Raw genomic sequence first — 16,382 nt, forward strand, 5'->3', positions numbered from 1 at the left:
ACGCGCTCTGCGGAGCCGTCGCTGCGATGCCAGACTGACGGACATGGCCGATGCGCGACGTGGTGCCAAGATTGCCGTCTGCGGGGCCGGGTCGGTAGGGAGCACCGTCGCGTACGCCGCACTGCTGCGAGGGCTCGCGGGCGAGATCGTGCTGTATGACATCGCGACGAACCTGGTCGAGGCGCAGGCCGTGGACCTCAACGACGGCGCCGCGTTCGCACCGCCGACCACGATCGTCGGCAGCGACGACCCCGCGGCGTGCGCCGGCGCCGACCTGGTCGTGATGACGGCAGGCGCGCGTCAGAAGCCCGGGCAGACGCGTCTCGACCTGGCGGAGGTCAACGTCGAGATCAACCGCAGCGTGCTCGGCGCGGTCCGCGAGGTGGCGCCCGACGCGATCTACCTCGTGATCACGAACCCGTGCGACGTGCTGACCTACGCGGCGATCAGCTTCCTCGACCTGCCGCCCGGACGGGTGTTCGGCTCGGGCACGGTGCTCGACACCGCCCGGCTGCGCTACCTCCTGTCGCGCCGCCTCGAGGTGTCCACGCGGAGCGTGCACGCCCTCGTCGCCGGCGAGCACGGCGACTCCGAGATCGTCCTGTGGTCGTCGGCCAACATCGGCGGAGTCCCGATCGCCGAGTACGACGTCGAGGGGCGCTCCATCGACCCGTCGGAGTACGCAGCGATCCGCGAGACCGTCGCCAACTCCGCCTACAAGGTCATCGAGGGCAAGGGCGCGACCAACTACGCGATCGGGCTGGCGACGGCGGACATCATGTCGGCCGTCCTGCGCGACGAGCACCGGTTCCTTCCCGTCTCGACGCTCTTCACCGGCCAGTACGGCATCGACGACGTGTGCCTCTCGGCGCCGTGCGTGGTCAGTGCCGCCGGGGTGGCCGGACCCGCCGTGCTGCCGCTGGACGAGACCGACCTGGCCGGGCTCCGGTCGTCGGCGGCCACGCTGCGGTCCCAGATCGACCAGCTCGGGCTCGGGTCGCCGCCACGCTGACCCGACGGCGACGCCGGGCCGTCAGCGTCCGGAGCCGAGGGCCCGGTCCACCTGCGCGACCGTCCAGCCCGTCGCGTACAGCAGGTCGGACGCGATCGACCGGACCTGCGCCACGATCGCCGCGTCGTTGATCGTCGCCGCCTCCGGCAGCGCGGCCGTCGCCAGCTTGGCGGCCTCGATCAAGCGCTGGCGCGCCTCGTCGTACGCGTCCTCCTCGGCGATGTCGTCGGCGAAGGTCCCGACCGCCTCCTGCAGCAGGCGCACGGCCTCCGGCATCCCGGTGAAGGAGTGCTCGCCTCGGCGCAGCATCGTGTGCGCGCGCCTCGCCAGCACCCGCGTGTCGCGGATCGCGTTGTCGACGTCGCGGATCGCCACGACATAGCGCTCGACGTGGCTCCGCTGTCGCCAGCGCAGCGGCGAGTAGCGGACGATCTCGTCAGCCGCCGACACCGTGGTCGCGAGGTTGTCGATCGCGGGCTGCAGCCCGCGCACCTGCTGCAGTGCAGTCCACGCCGGCCCCGCGTCGTCGAGCCGGAGGGCCAGCTCGATGTTGCGGAGCGCCTGGTCGAGCGTGCGCAGCACGCCCTGCATCTCCTTGTTGGCGCGGCGCGCCGGGTTGCCCGGGATGAGCAGCGCCATCGCCAGCCCGACGAGCCCACCGACGACCGCGTCGACGAAGCGCACGACCGCGGGGTTGCCGGACATCACCGGCGCGATGGCGGCGAGGAGGCTCGCGGAGGTCGCCGCCTGGGTCCGCGCCAGACCGCGCAGCCCGATGAGGGTCGCGGCGATCGCGGCGAGCGCGACGATGACGCCGATCTGCCACCACCCGCGGCCGATCACGCTGATCAGGCCCTCCCCGACCAGGACGCCGAGCGCGACCCCGGCGAAGAGCTCGAGCGTGATGCGCCGGTGCCCGCCGGAGCCGGCGAAGATCACCAGGATCGCCGCGATGGGCGCGAAGAACGGCTGCTGGTGGCCGATCACGTCGTGGGCGATGACCCACGCGACGGCAGCGCCGATCGAGATCTGCGCGATCGCGGTGAGCTGACCGCGGACCCACTGGAGGCGGGTGCGCAGCGAGACCGGCACCCGGCCGCCACGGACGTCGACGCCGTTGCCGATGCGCTCCAGGAACCCCTGCTCGTGCGCCATCAGCCCTCCCCCAGCCGCGCTCCGTCGGGTCCGTCGCGACAGTCCGTCGCCTACAGGTAGAGCCCGGTCTGGTCGTCGTCGATGCGCTCGGCGGCGACGGCGTGCAGGTCGCGCTCGCGCAGCAGGATGAAGTCCTTGCCCCGCACCTCCACCTCGGCCCGCTCGTCGGGGTCGAAGAGCACGCGGTCGCCGACCTGGACCGTGCGGACGCTGCTCCCGACCGCCTCGACGCGCGCCCACGACAGGCGGCGCCCGAGCTGCGCGGTCGCCGGGATCACGATGCCGCCGGTCGAGCGGCGGTCGCCGCCGTCCGGGTCGATCGAGACGAGGAGACGGTCGTGGAGCATCCGGATGGGGAGCCCGTCGGCCATTCAGTCGCTCACGATCTTGCGGATGAGGACGACGAGGCCGATCACGGCCGCCACCCCTCCCACGACGGGAAGGATCGTCTCCATCCGAGGCTCGCCCGAGGGCGTCACGAACTTGGCCTTGACGTCGGCGAGACCGCGACGCGCCACCGTCTTGGGGTTGGCGCGGTAGACGAGCTGGTCGACGTTGGACGCGAGGCGGTTGCGCACCTCGTCGATCTGGGTGACGAGCTGGTCCGGCGTCCCCGTGATGGTGGTCGGGACATCCGGCCTGAAATCGTTCGTCACGTCGTCTCCTCGCTCCGCGTCGGTCACCTGTCGAGACCACGTTACCGATACGCAAGGATAGGACCATGACCACGCGACTGCAGCCAGGTGATCAGGCCCCGGACTTCACGCTTGTGGACGACCACGGCAAGGAGGTCACGCTCTCCGACCTGCGGGGCGGCAAGGTCATCGTCTACTTCTACCCCGCGGCGATGACGCCGGGGTGCACGCGCGAGGCGTGCGACTTCACCGCGGAGCGCGAGACGTTCGACGCGTCGGGCTACACGGTCCTCGGCATCTCGCCGGACAACACGGACAAGCTGGCCACCTTCCGCGAGAAGGAGGGGCTCGAGATCACGCTCCTCTCCGACCCGGACAAGGAGGTGCTCCGCGCCTGGGGCGCCTACGGCGAGAAGAAGCTCTACGGCAAGGTCATCGAGGGCGTCATCCGCTCCACGTTCGTCGTGGACGCCGACGGCACGATCGAGGTCGCGCAGTACAACATCAAGGCCACCGGGCACGTCGAGCGCCTGATCCGCCAGCTCGACCTCGCCTGACGACCCTCCCGCGCCCACGACGCCGCGCCGCGGGTACGACGCGGGTGCGCTCTAGAATGACCGCGGGCCGGTGTGGTGGAACTGGTAGACACGCAGGATTTAGGTTCCTGTGTCGCGAGACGTGCAGGTTCGAGTCCTGTCACCGGCACCCGAGCTCGCCTCGATCGCACAACGGGGAAGTCCTGAGCCACCAGGTGGCTCGAAACCTCCCCGTTGTGGTCACCGGCACCCGATCAGTGCGGCTCCCCGCGGTAGGTCCCGAACGACCAGGAGTTGCCCTCCGGGTCGGCGGCGATGAAGTCGCGGCTCCCGTAGTCGGTCGTCGTGAGCTCCATCGTGATCGTGGCGCCGGCCGCCTTGGCCCGCTCGTACAGCGCGTCGGGGTCGGAGCACACGACGTACGCCCCGAAGGTGCCCGCCTTCTGCTGCCAGTGGCCCTCGTGCTTCTCCGAACCCATCATGATCCCGCCGCCCTCGGGCCAGGCGAGCTCCGCATGGTGGACGAACCCGTCGTCGTCGGCGATCACGACGACCCGGCGGAAGCCGAACGCCCGCTCGAGGAAGTCGATCATCGCCAGGCCGTCGCGGGCGGCGAGCGCCGGCCAGACGGTCGGCGCCGGCGTTGTGGTCTGCGTCGTCTGGCTCTGCGTGGTCTGGCTCTGCGTGGTCTGCGTCTGCTTAGTGCTCATGGGGTTCACGCTGCCCCGTTGCGGTGCCCGCCGGCTTGGAGGTTTCGGCGCTCCTCGTCGACCCAGCCCGTGGGCGTCGTCCCGGACAGCGCCCGGAAGTCGTGCACGAGGTGCGCGTGGTCGGCGTACCCCGCCCGTGCCGCGACGTCGCTCAGCGACCCGCTCTCCGGCTCCAGCGCCTGGTCGCGCACCATCGCGACCGCTCGCTCGAAGCGCACGAGCCGGCTCAGCGCCTTGGGCCCGAACCCGATCTCGTCCACGAACACCGTACGGAGGCGCCGCGGGCTGAGCGCGACGTGCGCCGCGAGGTCGTCGATCCTTCCGTTGCCGCCCCGGGCCACGATCCACCGCCACCCCTCGACCACCTCGCGCCGTGGCCGCGTCGCCGCAGCGCCCGAGGCCGTCCGCGCCCGCTCGGCGAGCAGCGCCCGCACCGCGTCGAACCGCGACGCCCAGTCGTCGCTGTCCCCGATCCGGGCCCGCAACGCGTCCGCGGGTGCGCCGAGCACGTCCCGCACGTCGAGCGCGAGCCCTGGCAGGCGGCTCGCCGGTGCACCGAAGAGCCAGCGCGCCGCGAACGGGTGGACCGCGAGCTGGACGCCCTCCTGGGCGGGCGGCTGGTCGATGTACGCCGGGCGCGTCGCCAGCGGCCCCAGCATCCCGTAGGCCGACACCGGGTCCGGATCGTCCTCCCGCTCCCCCACGACCACCGGGGTGTCGAGCGCGACCACGAACGTGAGGTACGGCGAGGGGAGCCCGCGGTGCAGGCGCTGACGGACGTGGCGCTGGCGGTAGCCGACCATCGACGCCACGGCTCCGGCGTACGGCCCGCGCGGATCCGCCCGCACGAAGTCCATCGTCGTCTCGGTCGTCGACGTCACGTCCCGAGTATCCGCCGATCGAGGCCGGTCGGCATCAGCGATAACCTCGGACGATGTTCCGGATCCTGTACTACGAGCCGCGCATCCCGCCCAACACGGGCAACGCGATCAGGCTGTCCGCCGCGACGGGGGCCCAGCTCCACCTGGTGGAGCCGCTGGGATTCGACCTCTCCGACGCCCAGCTCCGCCGGGCCGGGCTCGACTACCACGACCTCGCGGACGTCTCGGTCCACACCGATCTCGAGGCCGCGTTCAAGGCCCTCGACCCGGTGCGGGTGTTCGCGTTCACCACGCGCGCGACCACGTCGTACGCCGACATCGCCTACGAGCCGGGCGACGTCTTCCTGTTCGGGCCGGAGCCGACGGGGCTTCCCGAGCACGTGCTCGCCGACCGCCGCATCACCGAGCGGCTGCGCATCCCCATGCTGCCCGCACGCCGCTCCCTGAACCTCGCGAACTCGACCGCGATCGTCGTGTACGAGGCGTGGCGCCAGCAGGGCTACGCCGGCGGCACCTGAACGCGTGGCCGCAGCACCCGCCGCGCCACCGCGATCGCGACCAGCGCCGCCGCGAAGATCCACCACGCGCCGGGCTGGTCGATCCCGAGCCGTGACGACGCGTCCACGACGTACGCGTACGCCGCCACCATGAACGCCCCGCCGAGCGTGACCAGCATCGCCGGCACGAACATCGTCACCAGCCCGACCAGGAGGACGACGAGGCCGACCTGACGGATGTCGTCCTGGTGCGTGTACCACCAGAGGACGTCCGCGCTCATCCCCTCCGGGTTCGGCATGCCGGTGGAGCTCATCCCTCGCCAGGTCGCGACGAAGGCGACGCCGAAGGCCACCAGCGCCACGATCCGCAGCAGCGGCAGCAGCGTACGCATGGTCGTCAGGCCAGCAGCGCGACGAGGTGCGGGACCATCGCCCGCAGCGCCTTCCCCCGGTGGCTGATCGCGTCCTTGTCCGCCGGCGTCAGCTCGGCGGTCGAGACGTCGTAGCCGTCCGCGGCGAACAACGGGTCGTAGCCGAACCCGCCGTCGCCGGTGGGTTCCCACTGGATCCGCCCGCGCATGATGCCGTGCTCGACGACCTCGGTGCCGCTCGGCAGCACCAGCGCCATCGCGCAGCGGAACTCCGCCCCGCGGCGCTCGTCGGGCACGTCGGCGAGCTGGTCGAGCAGCAGCGTGTTGTTGCGGGCGTCCGACTTGGGGCGGCCGCCCCACCGCGCCGACAGCACGCCGGGCATCCCGTTGAGCGCGTCGACGCAGATGCCGGAGTCGTCGGCCAGCGACGGCAGGTCGGTGGCCTTGGCGGCGGCGCGGGCCTTGAGCAGCGCGTTGCCCTCGAACGTCGGCTGGTCCTCGACCGGCTCCTCGAAGTCGCCGATGTCGTCGAGACCCAGCACTTCGATGCCGGGCAGGTCAGGCTCGAGGATGCGCCGCAGCTCGGCCAGCTTGCCCTTGTTGTGGCTGGCGAGGACGACCGTGCGTCCGCTCATGCGGGGGTCCCCTCGCCGAGCGCGGCGGCCTGGATCGCCGTCAGGTCGGCACAGCCCTTCTCGGCGAGCGCGAGGAGGGCGTCGAGCTCGGAACGGTCGAACGGCGCCCCCTCCGCGGTGCCCTGCACCTCGACGAAGGACCCGCTGCCGGTCATCACGACGTTCATGTCGGTCTCGGCTCGGACGTCCTCGTCGTACGGGAGGTCGAGCATCGGCGTGCCGTCGATGATGCCGACGGAGACGGCGGCGACGGAGCCGGTCAGCGGCTCGGAGACCAGCGACCCGCGGTCGCGCAGGTAGGAGACGGCGTCAGCCAGGGCCACGTACGCCCCGGTGATCGCCGCGGTCCGTGTCCCGCCGTCGGCCTGCAGCACGTCGCAGTCGATGACGATCGTGTTCTCGCCGAGCGCCTTGTAGTCGATGATCGCGCGCAGCGAGCGGCCGATCAGGCGCGAGATCTCGTGCGTACGGCCGCCGATGCGGCCCTTGACCGACTCGCGGTCGGAGCGGGTGTGGGTCGCGCGCGGCAGCATCGCGTACTCAGCCGTCACCCACCCCAGGCCGGAGTCGCGGCGCCAGCGCGGGACGCCCTCGGTGACGCTCGCCGCGCAGAGGACGCGGGTACGGCCGAACTCGACCAGGACCGATCCCTCGGCGTGGTCGAGCCATCGGCGGGTGATCGTGACGGGGCGCAGCGCGTCGGGCGCACGGCCGTCGGCTCGGGTGGTGGACATGCCGACGAGCCTAACGGCCTCAGACCTCGTAGACGCCGCCCGCCTCGACCAGCTCGCTCGGACCGGCGAACGCGGCCTTGGCCTCGGACGCGACGACGTCGTGGTCGGTCCAGGTCGGGACGTGGGTCAGGAGCAGCCGCCCCACACCCGCCGCCGTCGCGGCCTCGCCCGCGTCGGTGCCCGTGAGGTGGAGGTTGGGCGGGTTGTCGGGGGCGTCGGTGAATGACGCCTCGCACAGGAACAGGTCGGCCCCCTCGGCGACCTCGACGAGCGCCGCCGTCGGTCCGGTGTCGCCCGAGTAGGTGAGGACCTTGCCCTCGGCCTCGATCCGCAGCGCGTACGCCTGCACGGGGTGGTCGACGAGCCGGGGCGTGACAGTGAACGGGCCGAGCGTCACGGGCGCCCGGTCGACCCACGTCTCCACCGCGAGCTCCTCGGTCATCCCGGGCTCGATCGGGAGCCCGTACGCCTCCGCGAACCGGTCGGCGCTCCCGGTCGGGCCCCACAGCGGGATTCGGGGCAGGGGCCCGCCGGGGACGTACTTGCGGTAGACGTACATCCCGCAGATGTCCATGTAGTGGTCCGGGTGCAGGTGGGAGACGGCGATCGCGTCGACGTCGGCCAGGTCGACGTACTTCTGGAGCTCGCCGAGCGCGCCGTTGCCGAGGTCGACGACGAGCCGGTAGGTGCGGCTCTCGTACGGCGCCTCCACGAGGTAGCAGCTGGCGGCGGAGTCCGGGCCGGGGTAGGAGCCGGCGCAGCCGACGACGGTGAGCCTCATACACCCACCCACGCGAACTGGTCGACCTTGTCGATCTCCGGGCCGAGGAAGCGACGGCCGAGCGTCCGGAACTCCTCGGGCTGGCCCGTCGTCAGGAAGTGGTGCTCCGGCGCGGTGGCGGCCGTGCGCTCGAGGCCGTGGCGCACGAGCAGCGCGTAGACGTCCTTGGCGGTCTCGTCGGCGCTGGAGACCAGGGTCACCTCGTCGCCCATGACGTAGGAGATGACGCCGGTGAGCAGGGGGTAGTGCGTGCAGCCGAGCACCAGGGTGTCGATGCCGCTCGCCTGCAGGGGCGCGAGATAGTCGCGCGCGACCTCCAGGAGCTCCGGGCCGGCGGTGACCCCGGCCTCGACGAACTCGACGAAGCGCGGGCACGCCGCGACGGTGAGGGCGACCGAGGGGTTCGCGGCGAACGCGTCCTCGTACGCCATCGACGCCTTGGTCGCGCGCGTGCAGATCACGCCCACATGGTGGTTGCGGGTGGCCGCGACCGCACGTCGGGTCGCCGGGACGATCACCTCGACCACCGGGACGTCGTAGCGCTCACGGGCGTCGCGCAGCACCGCGGCGCTGGCGGAGTTGCAGGCGATGACGAGGGCCTTCACCCCGCGGGCGACGAGGTGGTCGAGGCACTCCAGCGCGTACTCGCGGACGTCACCGATCGGCTGCGGGCCGTACGGCTGACGGGCGGTGTCCCCGAGGTAGAGGACGGCCTCGTTCGGCAGCTGGTCGATGACGGCACGGGCGACGGTGAGACCGCCGAAGCCGGAGTCGAAGATGCCGATGGGCGCGTCGTTCACCCGAGCGAGCCTAGTGGGCGATTCACACGCACGAAACACAATGCGGTCGAGGCCACAGGTGCGTCGCGTCACGGAGCGGTGGCCCCGGCGTCACCTAGATTCGCTCCATGAGACGCGTTCCGTTCACCGGTGACGAGAAAGAATGCCTGTACGTCGCGCTCGACCGGCACCGCGATGCGATCCTCTGGAAGATCGGCGGGCTCTCCGACGAGGACCTGCGGCGGCCCATGGTCCCCTCGGGCACGACGCTGCTCGGCATGGTCAAGCACCTGGCCTCCGTCGAGTACAGCTGGTTCTGCGCCACCTTCGGGCGCGAGTCGCTGGAGGTGCCGTACTCCGAGGACGACTGGGACTCCGACTGGCGGATCGAGCCGTGGGAGACGACTCAAGGCGTCCTCGACTACTTCGCCATGGCGCGGGCGGCCTCCGACGCGGTGATCGACGAGCTCGACGTCACCGACACGGGCACCGCCTGGTACGGCCCCACGGTGACGCTCCGGTGGGTGCTCATCCACATGGTCGAGGAGTACGCCCGTCATGCCGGCCATGCGGACATCCTCCGTGAGCTGATCGACGGGGCGACCGGTCCGTTCGAGGGTTATCCGACCTGATTTGGTGTTAACCTCGTTCACATGAATTCGGACGGGGGCACCAGGGCGTACCGCATGGACGTCCGCGCGCGGTCCACGGCCGCGACCCGGGAGCGCATCCTGGCCGCCACGCTCGCGACGTTCTTCGACGCGCCGACGCTCGACGTCCCGCTGCGGACCGTCGCCGAGCGGGCGGGCGTGAGCGTCCAGACCGTGCTCCGGCACTTCGAGAGCAAGGACGGACTCGTCGCGGCCGCCGCCGCGTACACCGCCGGACGCATCGGCGACCAGCGCGACCGCGCGCCCGTCGGCGACCTCACCGGCGCCGTCGAGAACCTCGTGGCCCACTACGAGGAGCTCGGCGACGGCGTCGTCCGCATGCTCGCCGAGGAGACCCGCAACCCGGCCCTGTCGGTGGTCGCCGACCAGGGGCGCGCATACCACCGGGAGTGGTGCGCACGGGTCTTCGCCGGTGGTCTCGCGCACACCCCGGAGGCGGACCGCCCCCGCCGGCTCGCCCAGGTCGTCGCCGTCTGCGACGTCTTCACATGGAAGCTCCTGCGCCGTGACCAGGGGCTCTCCCGCGACGAGACGACCCGGGCTCTCGTCGAGCTGCTCCGACCGCTGCTGCAGGAGTCCTGATGTCGACCGTCCTCGCCTACACCTCGCCCGCGAAGGGCCACCTCTTCCCGCTCGTTCCCGTCCTGCTCACGCTGCGCGACCGCGGGCACGACGTGCACGTCCGGACCCTCGACGCGCTCGTCCCGGAGCTTTGCGCCCTCGGCCTGCACGCCGACGGGCTCCACCCCGCGACCAGCACCGTCGAGGCCGACGACTACCTCGCGCCGAACCAACGTGCGGCGTTGCGCAGCTCGGTGCGGACCTTCGCCACCCGCGCCCGGTACGAGGCACCGCACGTCACCGCGCTGGTCGACGAGCTGGCGCCCGACGTCGTGATCGCCGACATCAACGCGTGGGGCGCCATGGTCGCCGCGGAGGCGAGCGGGCTGCCGTGGGCGACGTTCAGCCCGTACACCCCTGCGATCGGCTCGAAGGACGTCCCCCCGTTCGGGCTCGGCCTCGCCCCCGCGCGCGGGCCGCTCGGCCGGCTGCGCGACCGGGCACTGCGTCCCCTCGTGATCGGGACCGCCGAGCGGGTGGCGCTCCCCCCGCTCAACGAGCTCCGCGCGAGCGCCGGCCTCGCCCCGGTCCACGACGCCGACGACCTGTACACCCGGGCGCCACTGGTCCTCGTGACGACGGCGGAGCCGTTCGAGTACCCACGGAGCGACTGGCCGGAGCAGGTCTCGCTGGTCGGCCCGCTCGACTGGGAGCCGACCGCAGAGCCGCCCGCGTGGCTCGACGACGTCCATGACCCGATGGTGCTCGTGACGACGTCGTCGGAGTACCAGGGCGACGAGGACCTCGTCCAGGTCGCGCTCGAGGCCCTGGCCGACGAGCAGGTGCACGTGGTCGCCACCTGCCCCGCGGGCGTGCGTCGCCGGTACGACGTCCCGCCCAACGCCCACGTCGTCGAGTTCGTGCCGCACGGCGCCGTCCTCGACCGGGCGGTCTGCGCCGTCACGCACGGCGGGATGGGGGCTACCCAGAAGGCCCTGTCCTGCGGGGTGCCGGTGGTCGCCGTGCCGTGGGGGCGCGACCAGTTCGAGGTGGCCCAGCGGGTCGTGCTGTCCGGATCGGGCGTGCGGCTCCCAGCGAAGCGGCTGGACGCCCAGCGGCTCCGCGACGCGGTGCGCGCGGCGCGGACGATGACCGCGGGCGCGGCGGGGGTCCGCGACGGGTTCGCGGCCGCCGGCGGCGCGGAGCGTGCGGCCGACGCGGTCGAGCGGCTCGTCGTCGCAGACCGGTCACGCGACTAGCGTCGCCGCGGCCTCAGGCCCAGAGCTGGCCCTCGAGGCGCTCCTCGGCCTCGTCGATCGTGCCCTCGTACGCGCCGGTCGAGAGGTACTTCCAGCCGCCGTCGGCGACGACGAACGCGATGTCGGCCGACTCCCCCGCCTTCACCGCCTTCGCCGCCTGGGCGAGCGCCGCATGCAGGATCGCGCCGGTCGAGATGCCGGCGAAGATGCCCTCGGCCTCGAGCAGCTCGCGCACCCGTCGCACCGCGTCGCGCGGCCCCACGGAGAAGCGGGCGTCGATGTACTGCGGGTCGTACAGCTCGGGGACGAACCCCTCGTCGAGGTTGCGCAACCCGTACACGAGCTCGCCGTAGCGCGGCTCGGCGGCGACGATGCGCACCTCGGGCCTCGCCTCGCGGAAGAACCGCCCGACGCCCATCAGGGTGCCCGTCGTGCCGAGCCCGCCGACGAAGTGCGTCACCTCGGGCAAGTCTGCCAGGATCTCGGGGCCGGTCCCCCGGTAGTGCGCGTCGGCGTTGGCGGCGTTGCCGTACTGGTAGAGCATCACCCAGTCGGGGTGCTCCTCCGCGACCCGCTTCGCGACCCGCACGGCCTCGTTGGAGCCACCCGCGGCAGGCGAGGACACGATCTCCGCGCCCCACATCCGCAGCAGCTGGCGCCGCTCCTCCGAGGTGTTCTCCGGCATCACGCAGACCATCCGGTAACCCCGCAGCTTGGCGACCATCGCCAGCGAGATCCCGGTGTTGCCCGACGTCGGCTCGAGGATGGTGCAGCCCGGCCGCAGCACGCCCTCGGCCTCGGCCCGCTCGATCATGGCGAGCGCGGCGCGGTCCTTGATCGACCCCGTCGGGTTGCGGTCCTCGAGCTTGGCCCACAGCCGGACGTCCGGGCTCGGGGACAGGCGCGGCAGCCCCACGAGAGGGGTGCTGCCGACGGAGTCGATCAGGTTGTCGTAGCGCATGCGCGAACCGGCTGCCTCCGACGAGGCGTCAGCGCGCCCCGCCCGCGACCGCGGGCAGGATCACGACGACGTCGCCGTCGGACAGCGGCGTCTCGAGCCCGCCGGAGAAGCGGATGTCCTCGTCGTTGACGTAGATGTTGACGAAGCGGCGCGGCTGCCCGTCCTCGACCAGCCGGTCCTTGATGCCGGAGTGGTTCGTCTCCAGGTCCTCGATCAGGGCGTTGACCGAGTCACCGGCGGCGGAGACGTTCTTCTCGCCGTCGGTGTACGTGCGGAGGATGGTGGGGACTCGGACCTCGATGGCCATGGCGATGCTTCCTCGTCAGTGTGTCGGTAGGGCTGGAGAGCGCGAGCGCTCTACTGGTCGTAACTCTCGACGACCGTGACTTCTTCCTCGGTGACCTCGCCGTCGACGATCCGGAACGACCGGAAGTCCACCGGGCCGGACTCGTGGGCGCCGTCGCGGGTCGAGACGAGGACGTAGTGGGCGTTGGGCTCGCTGGCGAGGTTCACGTCGGTGCGCGACGGGTACGCCTCGGTCGCGGTGTGCGAGTGGTAGACGACGACCGGCTCCTCGTCCTGAGCGTCCATCTCCTGGTAGAGCCGCAGCAGGTCGGTCGAGTCGAACTCGTAGAACGTCGGCGACATAGCGGCGTTGACCATCGGGACGAAGCGCGCCGGCAGGTCGGAGCCCACGGGTCCCGCGACGATCCCGCAGGCCTCGTCGGGGTGGTCCCGTCGGGCGTGGGCGATGATCGCGTCGTACGTCGCCTGGTCGATGGTCAGCACGGCTCACAGGGTACGCGGTCCCGCATGGCGGACAGCCGTCGTCCGTCATCCGGGACCGCCCGCTGTGCCCCAGGCCACAGGGTGCGGCACCCGCCGTCAGGACAGCGGCCAGGTTCGCACCACTCTCCGGCGGCGCGGATCGCCCTCCGGTCGCATGTCCACCAGCGCGACGGCGTCGAGGTGGAGCGGCGCACCTGCGTCAAGGCTCCGCCCGCGCTGGACGGACACGTGCGGGCGGAACTCGTCCCGCACGTGGCGCATCCGGACGACGTCGACGCCGTCCTCCGCGAGCGCGGCGAGGAGGTCGCGGTGCAGGGTGTCGATCGCCTCGGTGCGTGCGAGCTCGGCGACCCGGACGTCGTGCCGGGCGCCGAACCACGCCTCACCGACCACCTCCGTGTCGACGGGGGCGTGCGGGGCGAGCACCTGGCTGAGGTCGGGCTCGACGGCCACGTCGAAGGGCGGCACCCAGGTCAGGTGCAGCGGCCACGCCTCGCGGCCGAACTCCTCAGGCGCCCGCTCGACGAAGGTGACGAGACAGCACCTCAGGCGCATGGGGACACCTCAGTCCAGCGCCTGGACCAGGGACTCCTGGACGAAGCCGAGCCAGTCGTAGATGTCGACGACCACCGCCACGGCCTCGTCGTCGCTCTCGGCGGCGGCCTCCGCGTCCTCCTCGGACTCGATCCCGAGCCGGACCGCGAGCGCCAGCCGGACGTCGGTGAGCGAGCGCAGCCACGCCTGGACCGCCCGCTCGCCGAGCTCGACCTCGATCGGGTTCTCCGACTGCTCCGGGTCGTCAAGGTCGAACCCGCCGGCCGCCAGCGACGCCACCACGGCCTGTGCGTTCTCGACCTTCGCGGTCGACAGGCTGCGCTCGGTGAACCGGCGGAAGTCGGCCGCCGACTCGTCGTCGTCGCGGTAGGCGTCGGGAAGCAGCCGACGCAGGACCGGATCCTCCGGCGGAAGCGCCGACGCCGTCGTGCCGAGCTGGCCGAACAACGGGTCCGGCGCGGACTCCTCGGGCCCGTTGCGGTCCCGGAGCAGCTCGATGACCTGACTCAGCAGGTTGACCAGGAGCTCGCACTCGGCCGGCTCGAACTCGGCCCGGACCCGGTCCCGCTTGCGCCGCTCGAACGCCTTCACGCCGTGCCTCCCTCGCGCCTCACGCGTCCGCCCGCTGCAGCGTCGCCCACAGCCCGTACTCGTGCATCGCCTGCACGTGGCGCTCCATCTCCTCGCGGGGCCCGGTCGAGACCACGGCCTTGCCGTCGTTGTGCACCTTCATCATCAGCTCGTGCGCCTTGGCGTCGCCGTAGCCGAAGTAGGCCTTGAACACGTACGCGACGTACGACATGAGGTTGACCGGGTCGTTCCAGACGATGGTCACCCAGGGTCGGTCGAGCTCGGTGACCTCGTCGGTCTCCGGCTCGTCGACCTCGATCGGCGCTGGCGTGCTCACCCGGCCCATTGTGGCGCACGCGCAAACCCGCCCCGGAGGGCGCACCGCACTACGCTGACGCCGTGACCTCCACCGCGCTGCTCACGGACCACACCGCGCTGCTCACAGACCATTACGAGCTCACGATGCTGCAGGCGTCGCTCCCGGACGGCACCGCCGACCGGCGCTCGGTGTTCGAGCTGTTCGCGCGTCGCCTGCCCGACGGACGCCGCTTCGGCGTGGTCGCCGGGATCGGCCGCGTCCTCGACGCGATCGCGCAGTTCCGCTTCACCGACGAGGACCTCGCGTTCCTCCGCGAGCGGAAGGTCGTCGACGGGCCCACCCTGGACTGGCTCGCCGACTACCGCTTCCGCGGCAACGTCTGGGGCTACCCGGAGGGCGAGGCCTACTTCCCCCAGTCGCCGATCCTCGTCGTCGAGGGCACCTTCGGCGAGGCGGTCCTGCTCGAGACGCTGCTGCTGTCGATCCTCAACCACGACTCGGCGATCGCCTCGGCGGCGGCACGCATGACCGCCGCCGCGGGCGAGCGACCGTGCATCGAGATGGGGTCGCGCCGCACGCACGAGATGGCCGCCGTCGCCTCGGCCCGGGCGGCGTACGTCGCGGGGTTCGCCACGACCTCCAACCTCGAGGCCGGTCGCCGGTACGGCATCCCGACCGCCGGCACGTCCGCACACTCCTTCACGCTGCTGCACGACACCGAGCGCGACGCCTTCACCGCGCAGGTCGAGTCGCTCGGCGTCGGGACCACGCTGCTGGTGGACACCTACGACGTCGCCGAGGCGGTCCGCGTCGGCATCGAGGTCGCCGGGACCAGCCTCGGCGCGGTCCGTCTCGACTCCGGCGACCTGCCGCTGCTCGCCAAGCAGGTGCGCCGTCAGCTCGACGAGCTCGGCGCGACCGGGACCAAGATCGTCGTCACCAGCGACCTCGACGAGTACGCGATCGCGGGCCTCGCGGCGGCGCCCGTCGACGGCTACGGCGTCGGCACCTCGCTCGTGACCGGCTCCGGCCACCCGACCTGCGGGTTCGTCTACAAGCTCGTCGCCCGCGCGGACGGGCTCGACGACGACGCGACGATGATCTCCGTCGCGAAGGCCAGCAAGGACAAGATCTCGATCGGCGGCCGCAAGTACGCGCTGCGTCGTCTCGACGCCCAGGGCACCGCGACCGCCGAGGTCCTGGGCATCGGCGAGCCGCCCCGCGGCGACGACAACGACCGGCCGCTCCTGGTCCCGCTGGTCGAGGGCGGCGAGCGCGTCTACGACGAGACGCTCGACGTGGCGCGCGACCGGCTCCGCAGCTCGCTCGCCGAGCTACCCTTGCAGGCGCGGCAGCTGTCGCGGGGCGAGCCCGCGATCCCGACCGTCTTCGAGGGCAAGGCGAGCGAAGGAGCACGATGAGCAGGGCACTGGTCGTGGTGGACGTGCAGAACGACTTCTGCGAGGGCGGCTCCCTGGCCGTGGCCGGAGGGGCCTCGGTCGCCGAGCGGGTGGCGCGCCTGGTCGACGAGGGCGACTACGACGTGGTCGTCGCGACCAAGGACCACCACATCGACCCGGGCACGCACTTCAGCGAGCAGCCGGACTTCGTCGACTCGTGGCCGCCGCACTGCGTCGTCGGCACCGAGGGCAACGAGCTCCACGAGCCGCTGACCGAGGACATGTTCGCGGCCGTGTTCGAGAAGGGCCAGTTCGACGCCGCCTACTCCGGCTTCGAGGGCAAGGCCTCCTCCGGCGACGCGCTCGACGCGTGGCTGCGCGAGCAGGGCGTGGACACCGTCGACGTGGTGGGCATCGCGACCGACTACTGCGTCCGCGCGACGGCGCTCGACGCCGCCGCCAACGGCTTCGCGACGCGCGTGCTCATGGACCTCACGGCGCCGGTCTCCGAGGCGAACCTCGACAAGACCCGCGCGGACTTCGACGCCGCCGGCGTCACCGTGGCCTGACG

24 protein-coding genes and 1 tRNA gene are annotated in these 16,382 nt (G+C 72.0%); 9 read left to right on the top strand and 16 right to left on the bottom strand.

Annotated features, from left to right (window positions below; all coding sequences use genetic code 11):
- The first annotated feature begins 43 nt into the window (after positions 1–43).
- A complete protein-coding gene (locus ACQSSQ_RS22050; protein ID WP_431329295.1) occupies positions 44–1,012 on the top strand; it encodes an L-lactate dehydrogenase in 969 nt (322 codons plus the stop codon).
- Positions 1,013–1,033: 21 nt separating this feature from the next.
- Here ACQSSQ_RS22050 and ACQSSQ_RS22055 read toward each other — a convergent pair whose 3' ends face one another.
- The 3 genes from ACQSSQ_RS22055 to ACQSSQ_RS22065 are packed head-to-tail and all read right to left on the bottom strand — an operon-like array spanning position 1,034 to position 2,823.
- Positions 1,034–2,167 carry an FUSC family protein gene (locus ACQSSQ_RS22055; protein WP_431329296.1) on the bottom strand — a complete coding sequence of 378 codons (1,134 nt, stop codon included), beginning with the start codon at positions 2,165–2,167 and terminating at the stop codon, positions 1,034–1,036.
- Positions 2,168–2,217: 50 nt separating this feature from the next.
- The gene (locus ACQSSQ_RS22060; protein ID WP_431329297.1) at positions 2,218–2,538 is read right to left on the bottom strand and encodes a GroES family chaperonin; all 321 of its coding nucleotides are present in this window, start codon (positions 2,536–2,538) and stop codon (positions 2,218–2,220) included.
- The gene (locus tag ACQSSQ_RS22065; RefSeq protein ID WP_431329298.1) at positions 2,539–2,823 is read right to left on the bottom strand and encodes a DUF3618 domain-containing protein; all 285 of its coding nucleotides are present in this window, start codon (positions 2,821–2,823) and stop codon (positions 2,539–2,541) included.
- 65 nt (positions 2,824–2,888) lie between these two features.
- Here ACQSSQ_RS22065 and bcp point away from each other — a divergent pair, with 65 nt between their 5' ends.
- Positions 2,889–3,359 carry a thioredoxin-dependent thiol peroxidase gene (gene bcp, locus ACQSSQ_RS22070; RefSeq protein WP_431329299.1) on the top strand — a complete coding sequence of 157 codons (471 nt, stop codon included), beginning with the start codon at positions 2,889–2,891 and terminating at the stop codon, positions 3,357–3,359.
- A gap of 66 nt (positions 3,360–3,425) precedes the next feature.
- Positions 3,426–3,507: transfer RNA gene (locus ACQSSQ_RS22075), tRNA-Leu, on the top strand.
- An 85-nt stretch (positions 3,508–3,592) separates the two neighbouring features.
- On the opposite strand, the gene ACQSSQ_RS22080 is transcribed toward ACQSSQ_RS22075, so the two are convergent.
- Together ACQSSQ_RS22080 and ACQSSQ_RS22085 are read right to left on the bottom strand one after the other, a co-directional pair.
- On the bottom strand, positions 3,593–4,048 hold the full coding sequence (locus ACQSSQ_RS22080; protein ID WP_431329300.1) for a VOC family protein: 456 nt from the start codon (positions 4,046–4,048) through the stop codon (positions 3,593–3,595).
- 5 nt (positions 4,049–4,053) lie between these two features.
- Entirely contained in the window at positions 4,054–4,929 is an 876-nt protein-coding gene (locus ACQSSQ_RS22085; protein ID WP_431329301.1) for a helix-turn-helix domain-containing protein, read from the bottom strand.
- Positions 4,930–4,982: 53 nt separating this feature from the next.
- Between ACQSSQ_RS22085 and ACQSSQ_RS22090 the strand changes: the two genes are divergently transcribed.
- Entirely contained in the window at positions 4,983–5,447 is a 465-nt protein-coding gene (locus tag ACQSSQ_RS22090; RefSeq protein ID WP_431329302.1) for a tRNA (cytidine(34)-2'-O)-methyltransferase, read from the top strand.
- On the opposite strand, the gene ACQSSQ_RS22095 is transcribed toward ACQSSQ_RS22090, so the two are convergent.
- The 5 genes from ACQSSQ_RS22095 to murI are packed head-to-tail and all read right to left on the bottom strand — an operon-like array spanning position 5,429 to position 8,747.
- A complete protein-coding gene (locus ACQSSQ_RS22095; protein ID WP_431329303.1) occupies positions 5,429–5,818 on the bottom strand; it encodes a hypothetical protein in 390 nt (129 codons plus the stop codon). The two genes, ACQSSQ_RS22090 and ACQSSQ_RS22095, sit on opposite strands and share 19 nt — an antisense overlap.
- A gap of 5 nt (positions 5,819–5,823) precedes the next feature.
- Complete coding sequence (rdgB, locus tag ACQSSQ_RS22100; protein WP_431329304.1) at positions 5,824–6,432, bottom strand: RdgB/HAM1 family non-canonical purine NTP pyrophosphatase; 609 nt, start codon at positions 6,430–6,432, stop codon at positions 5,824–5,826.
- Positions 6,429–7,166, bottom strand: a complete 738-nt coding sequence (rph, locus tag ACQSSQ_RS22105; protein WP_431329305.1) for a ribonuclease PH — start codon at positions 7,164–7,166, stop codon at positions 6,429–6,431. The genes rdgB and rph overlap by 4 nt, the downstream gene beginning before the upstream one ends.
- A gap of 19 nt (positions 7,167–7,185) precedes the next feature.
- Positions 7,186–7,947, bottom strand: coding sequence for an MBL fold metallo-hydrolase (locus tag ACQSSQ_RS22110; RefSeq protein WP_431329306.1), 762 nt, complete (start codon positions 7,945–7,947; stop codon positions 7,186–7,188).
- Positions 7,944–8,747: a glutamate racemase gene (gene murI, locus ACQSSQ_RS22115; RefSeq protein ID WP_431329307.1), complete on the bottom strand. Its 804-nt coding sequence runs from the start codon at positions 8,745–8,747 to the stop codon at positions 7,944–7,946. The genes ACQSSQ_RS22110 and murI overlap by 4 nt, the downstream gene beginning before the upstream one ends.
- A gap of 107 nt (positions 8,748–8,854) precedes the next feature.
- On the opposite strand from murI, the gene ACQSSQ_RS22120 reads away from it, so the two are divergent.
- Genes ACQSSQ_RS22120 through ACQSSQ_RS22130 form a run of 3 tightly spaced genes read left to right on the top strand, consistent with a single transcriptional unit; the run spans position 8,855 to position 11,217 of the window.
- Entirely contained in the window at positions 8,855–9,358 is a 504-nt protein-coding gene (locus ACQSSQ_RS22120; protein ID WP_431329308.1) for a DinB family protein, read from the top strand.
- A gap of 21 nt (positions 9,359–9,379) precedes the next feature.
- Positions 9,380–9,979: a TetR/AcrR family transcriptional regulator gene (locus tag ACQSSQ_RS22125; protein ID WP_431329309.1), complete on the top strand. Its 600-nt coding sequence runs from the start codon at positions 9,380–9,382 to the stop codon at positions 9,977–9,979.
- The gene (locus ACQSSQ_RS22130; protein WP_431329310.1) at positions 9,979–11,217 is read left to right on the top strand and encodes a glycosyltransferase; all 1,239 of its coding nucleotides are present in this window, start codon (positions 9,979–9,981) and stop codon (positions 11,215–11,217) included. The genes ACQSSQ_RS22125 and ACQSSQ_RS22130 overlap by 1 nt, the downstream gene beginning before the upstream one ends.
- Positions 11,218–11,230: 13 nt before the next feature.
- Here ACQSSQ_RS22130 and ACQSSQ_RS22135 read toward each other — a convergent pair whose 3' ends face one another.
- From ACQSSQ_RS22135 to clpS, 6 genes are all read right to left on the bottom strand, one after another.
- Complete coding sequence (locus ACQSSQ_RS22135; RefSeq protein ID WP_431329311.1) at positions 11,231–12,178, bottom strand: PLP-dependent cysteine synthase family protein; 948 nt, start codon at positions 12,176–12,178, stop codon at positions 11,231–11,233.
- A gap of 28 nt (positions 12,179–12,206) precedes the next feature.
- Positions 12,207–12,485: a MoaD family protein gene (locus ACQSSQ_RS22140; protein ID WP_431329312.1), complete on the bottom strand. Its 279-nt coding sequence runs from the start codon at positions 12,483–12,485 to the stop codon at positions 12,207–12,209.
- A gap of 50 nt (positions 12,486–12,535) precedes the next feature.
- Positions 12,536–12,967 (bottom strand): M67 family metallopeptidase, encoded by a 432-nt coding sequence (locus ACQSSQ_RS22145; RefSeq protein WP_431329313.1) that lies wholly within the window; start codon positions 12,965–12,967, stop codon positions 12,536–12,538.
- Between the two features lie 96 nt (positions 12,968–13,063).
- Positions 13,064–13,522: a 2'-5' RNA ligase family protein gene (locus ACQSSQ_RS22150; protein ID WP_431329314.1), complete on the bottom strand. Its 459-nt coding sequence runs from the start codon at positions 13,520–13,522 to the stop codon at positions 13,064–13,066.
- Positions 13,523–13,531: 9 nt separating this feature from the next.
- Complete coding sequence (locus tag ACQSSQ_RS22155; protein WP_431329315.1) at positions 13,532–14,113, bottom strand: DUF2017 domain-containing protein; 582 nt, start codon at positions 14,111–14,113, stop codon at positions 13,532–13,534.
- A gap of 19 nt (positions 14,114–14,132) precedes the next feature.
- Entirely contained in the window at positions 14,133–14,438 is a 306-nt protein-coding gene (gene clpS, locus ACQSSQ_RS22160) for an ATP-dependent Clp protease adapter ClpS (RefSeq protein ID WP_431329316.1), read from the bottom strand.
- Positions 14,439–14,491: 53 nt separating this feature from the next.
- Between clpS and ACQSSQ_RS22165 the strand changes: the two genes are divergently transcribed.
- Together ACQSSQ_RS22165 and ACQSSQ_RS22170 are read left to right on the top strand one after the other, a co-directional pair.
- Positions 14,492–15,832, top strand: a complete 1,341-nt coding sequence (locus ACQSSQ_RS22165; RefSeq protein ID WP_431329317.1) for a nicotinate phosphoribosyltransferase — start codon at positions 14,492–14,494, stop codon at positions 15,830–15,832.
- A complete protein-coding gene (locus tag ACQSSQ_RS22170) occupies positions 15,829–16,380 on the top strand; it encodes an isochorismatase family protein (RefSeq protein WP_431329318.1) in 552 nt (183 codons plus the stop codon). Before ACQSSQ_RS22165 ends, ACQSSQ_RS22170 begins: the two co-directional genes overlap by 4 nt.
- The last annotated feature ends 2 nt before the right edge of the window (positions 16,381–16,382 follow it).

This window comes from Mumia spirodelae (assembly GCF_050632745.1).
Lineage (GTDB): Bacteria > Actinomycetota > Actinomycetes > Propionibacteriales > Nocardioidaceae > Mumia.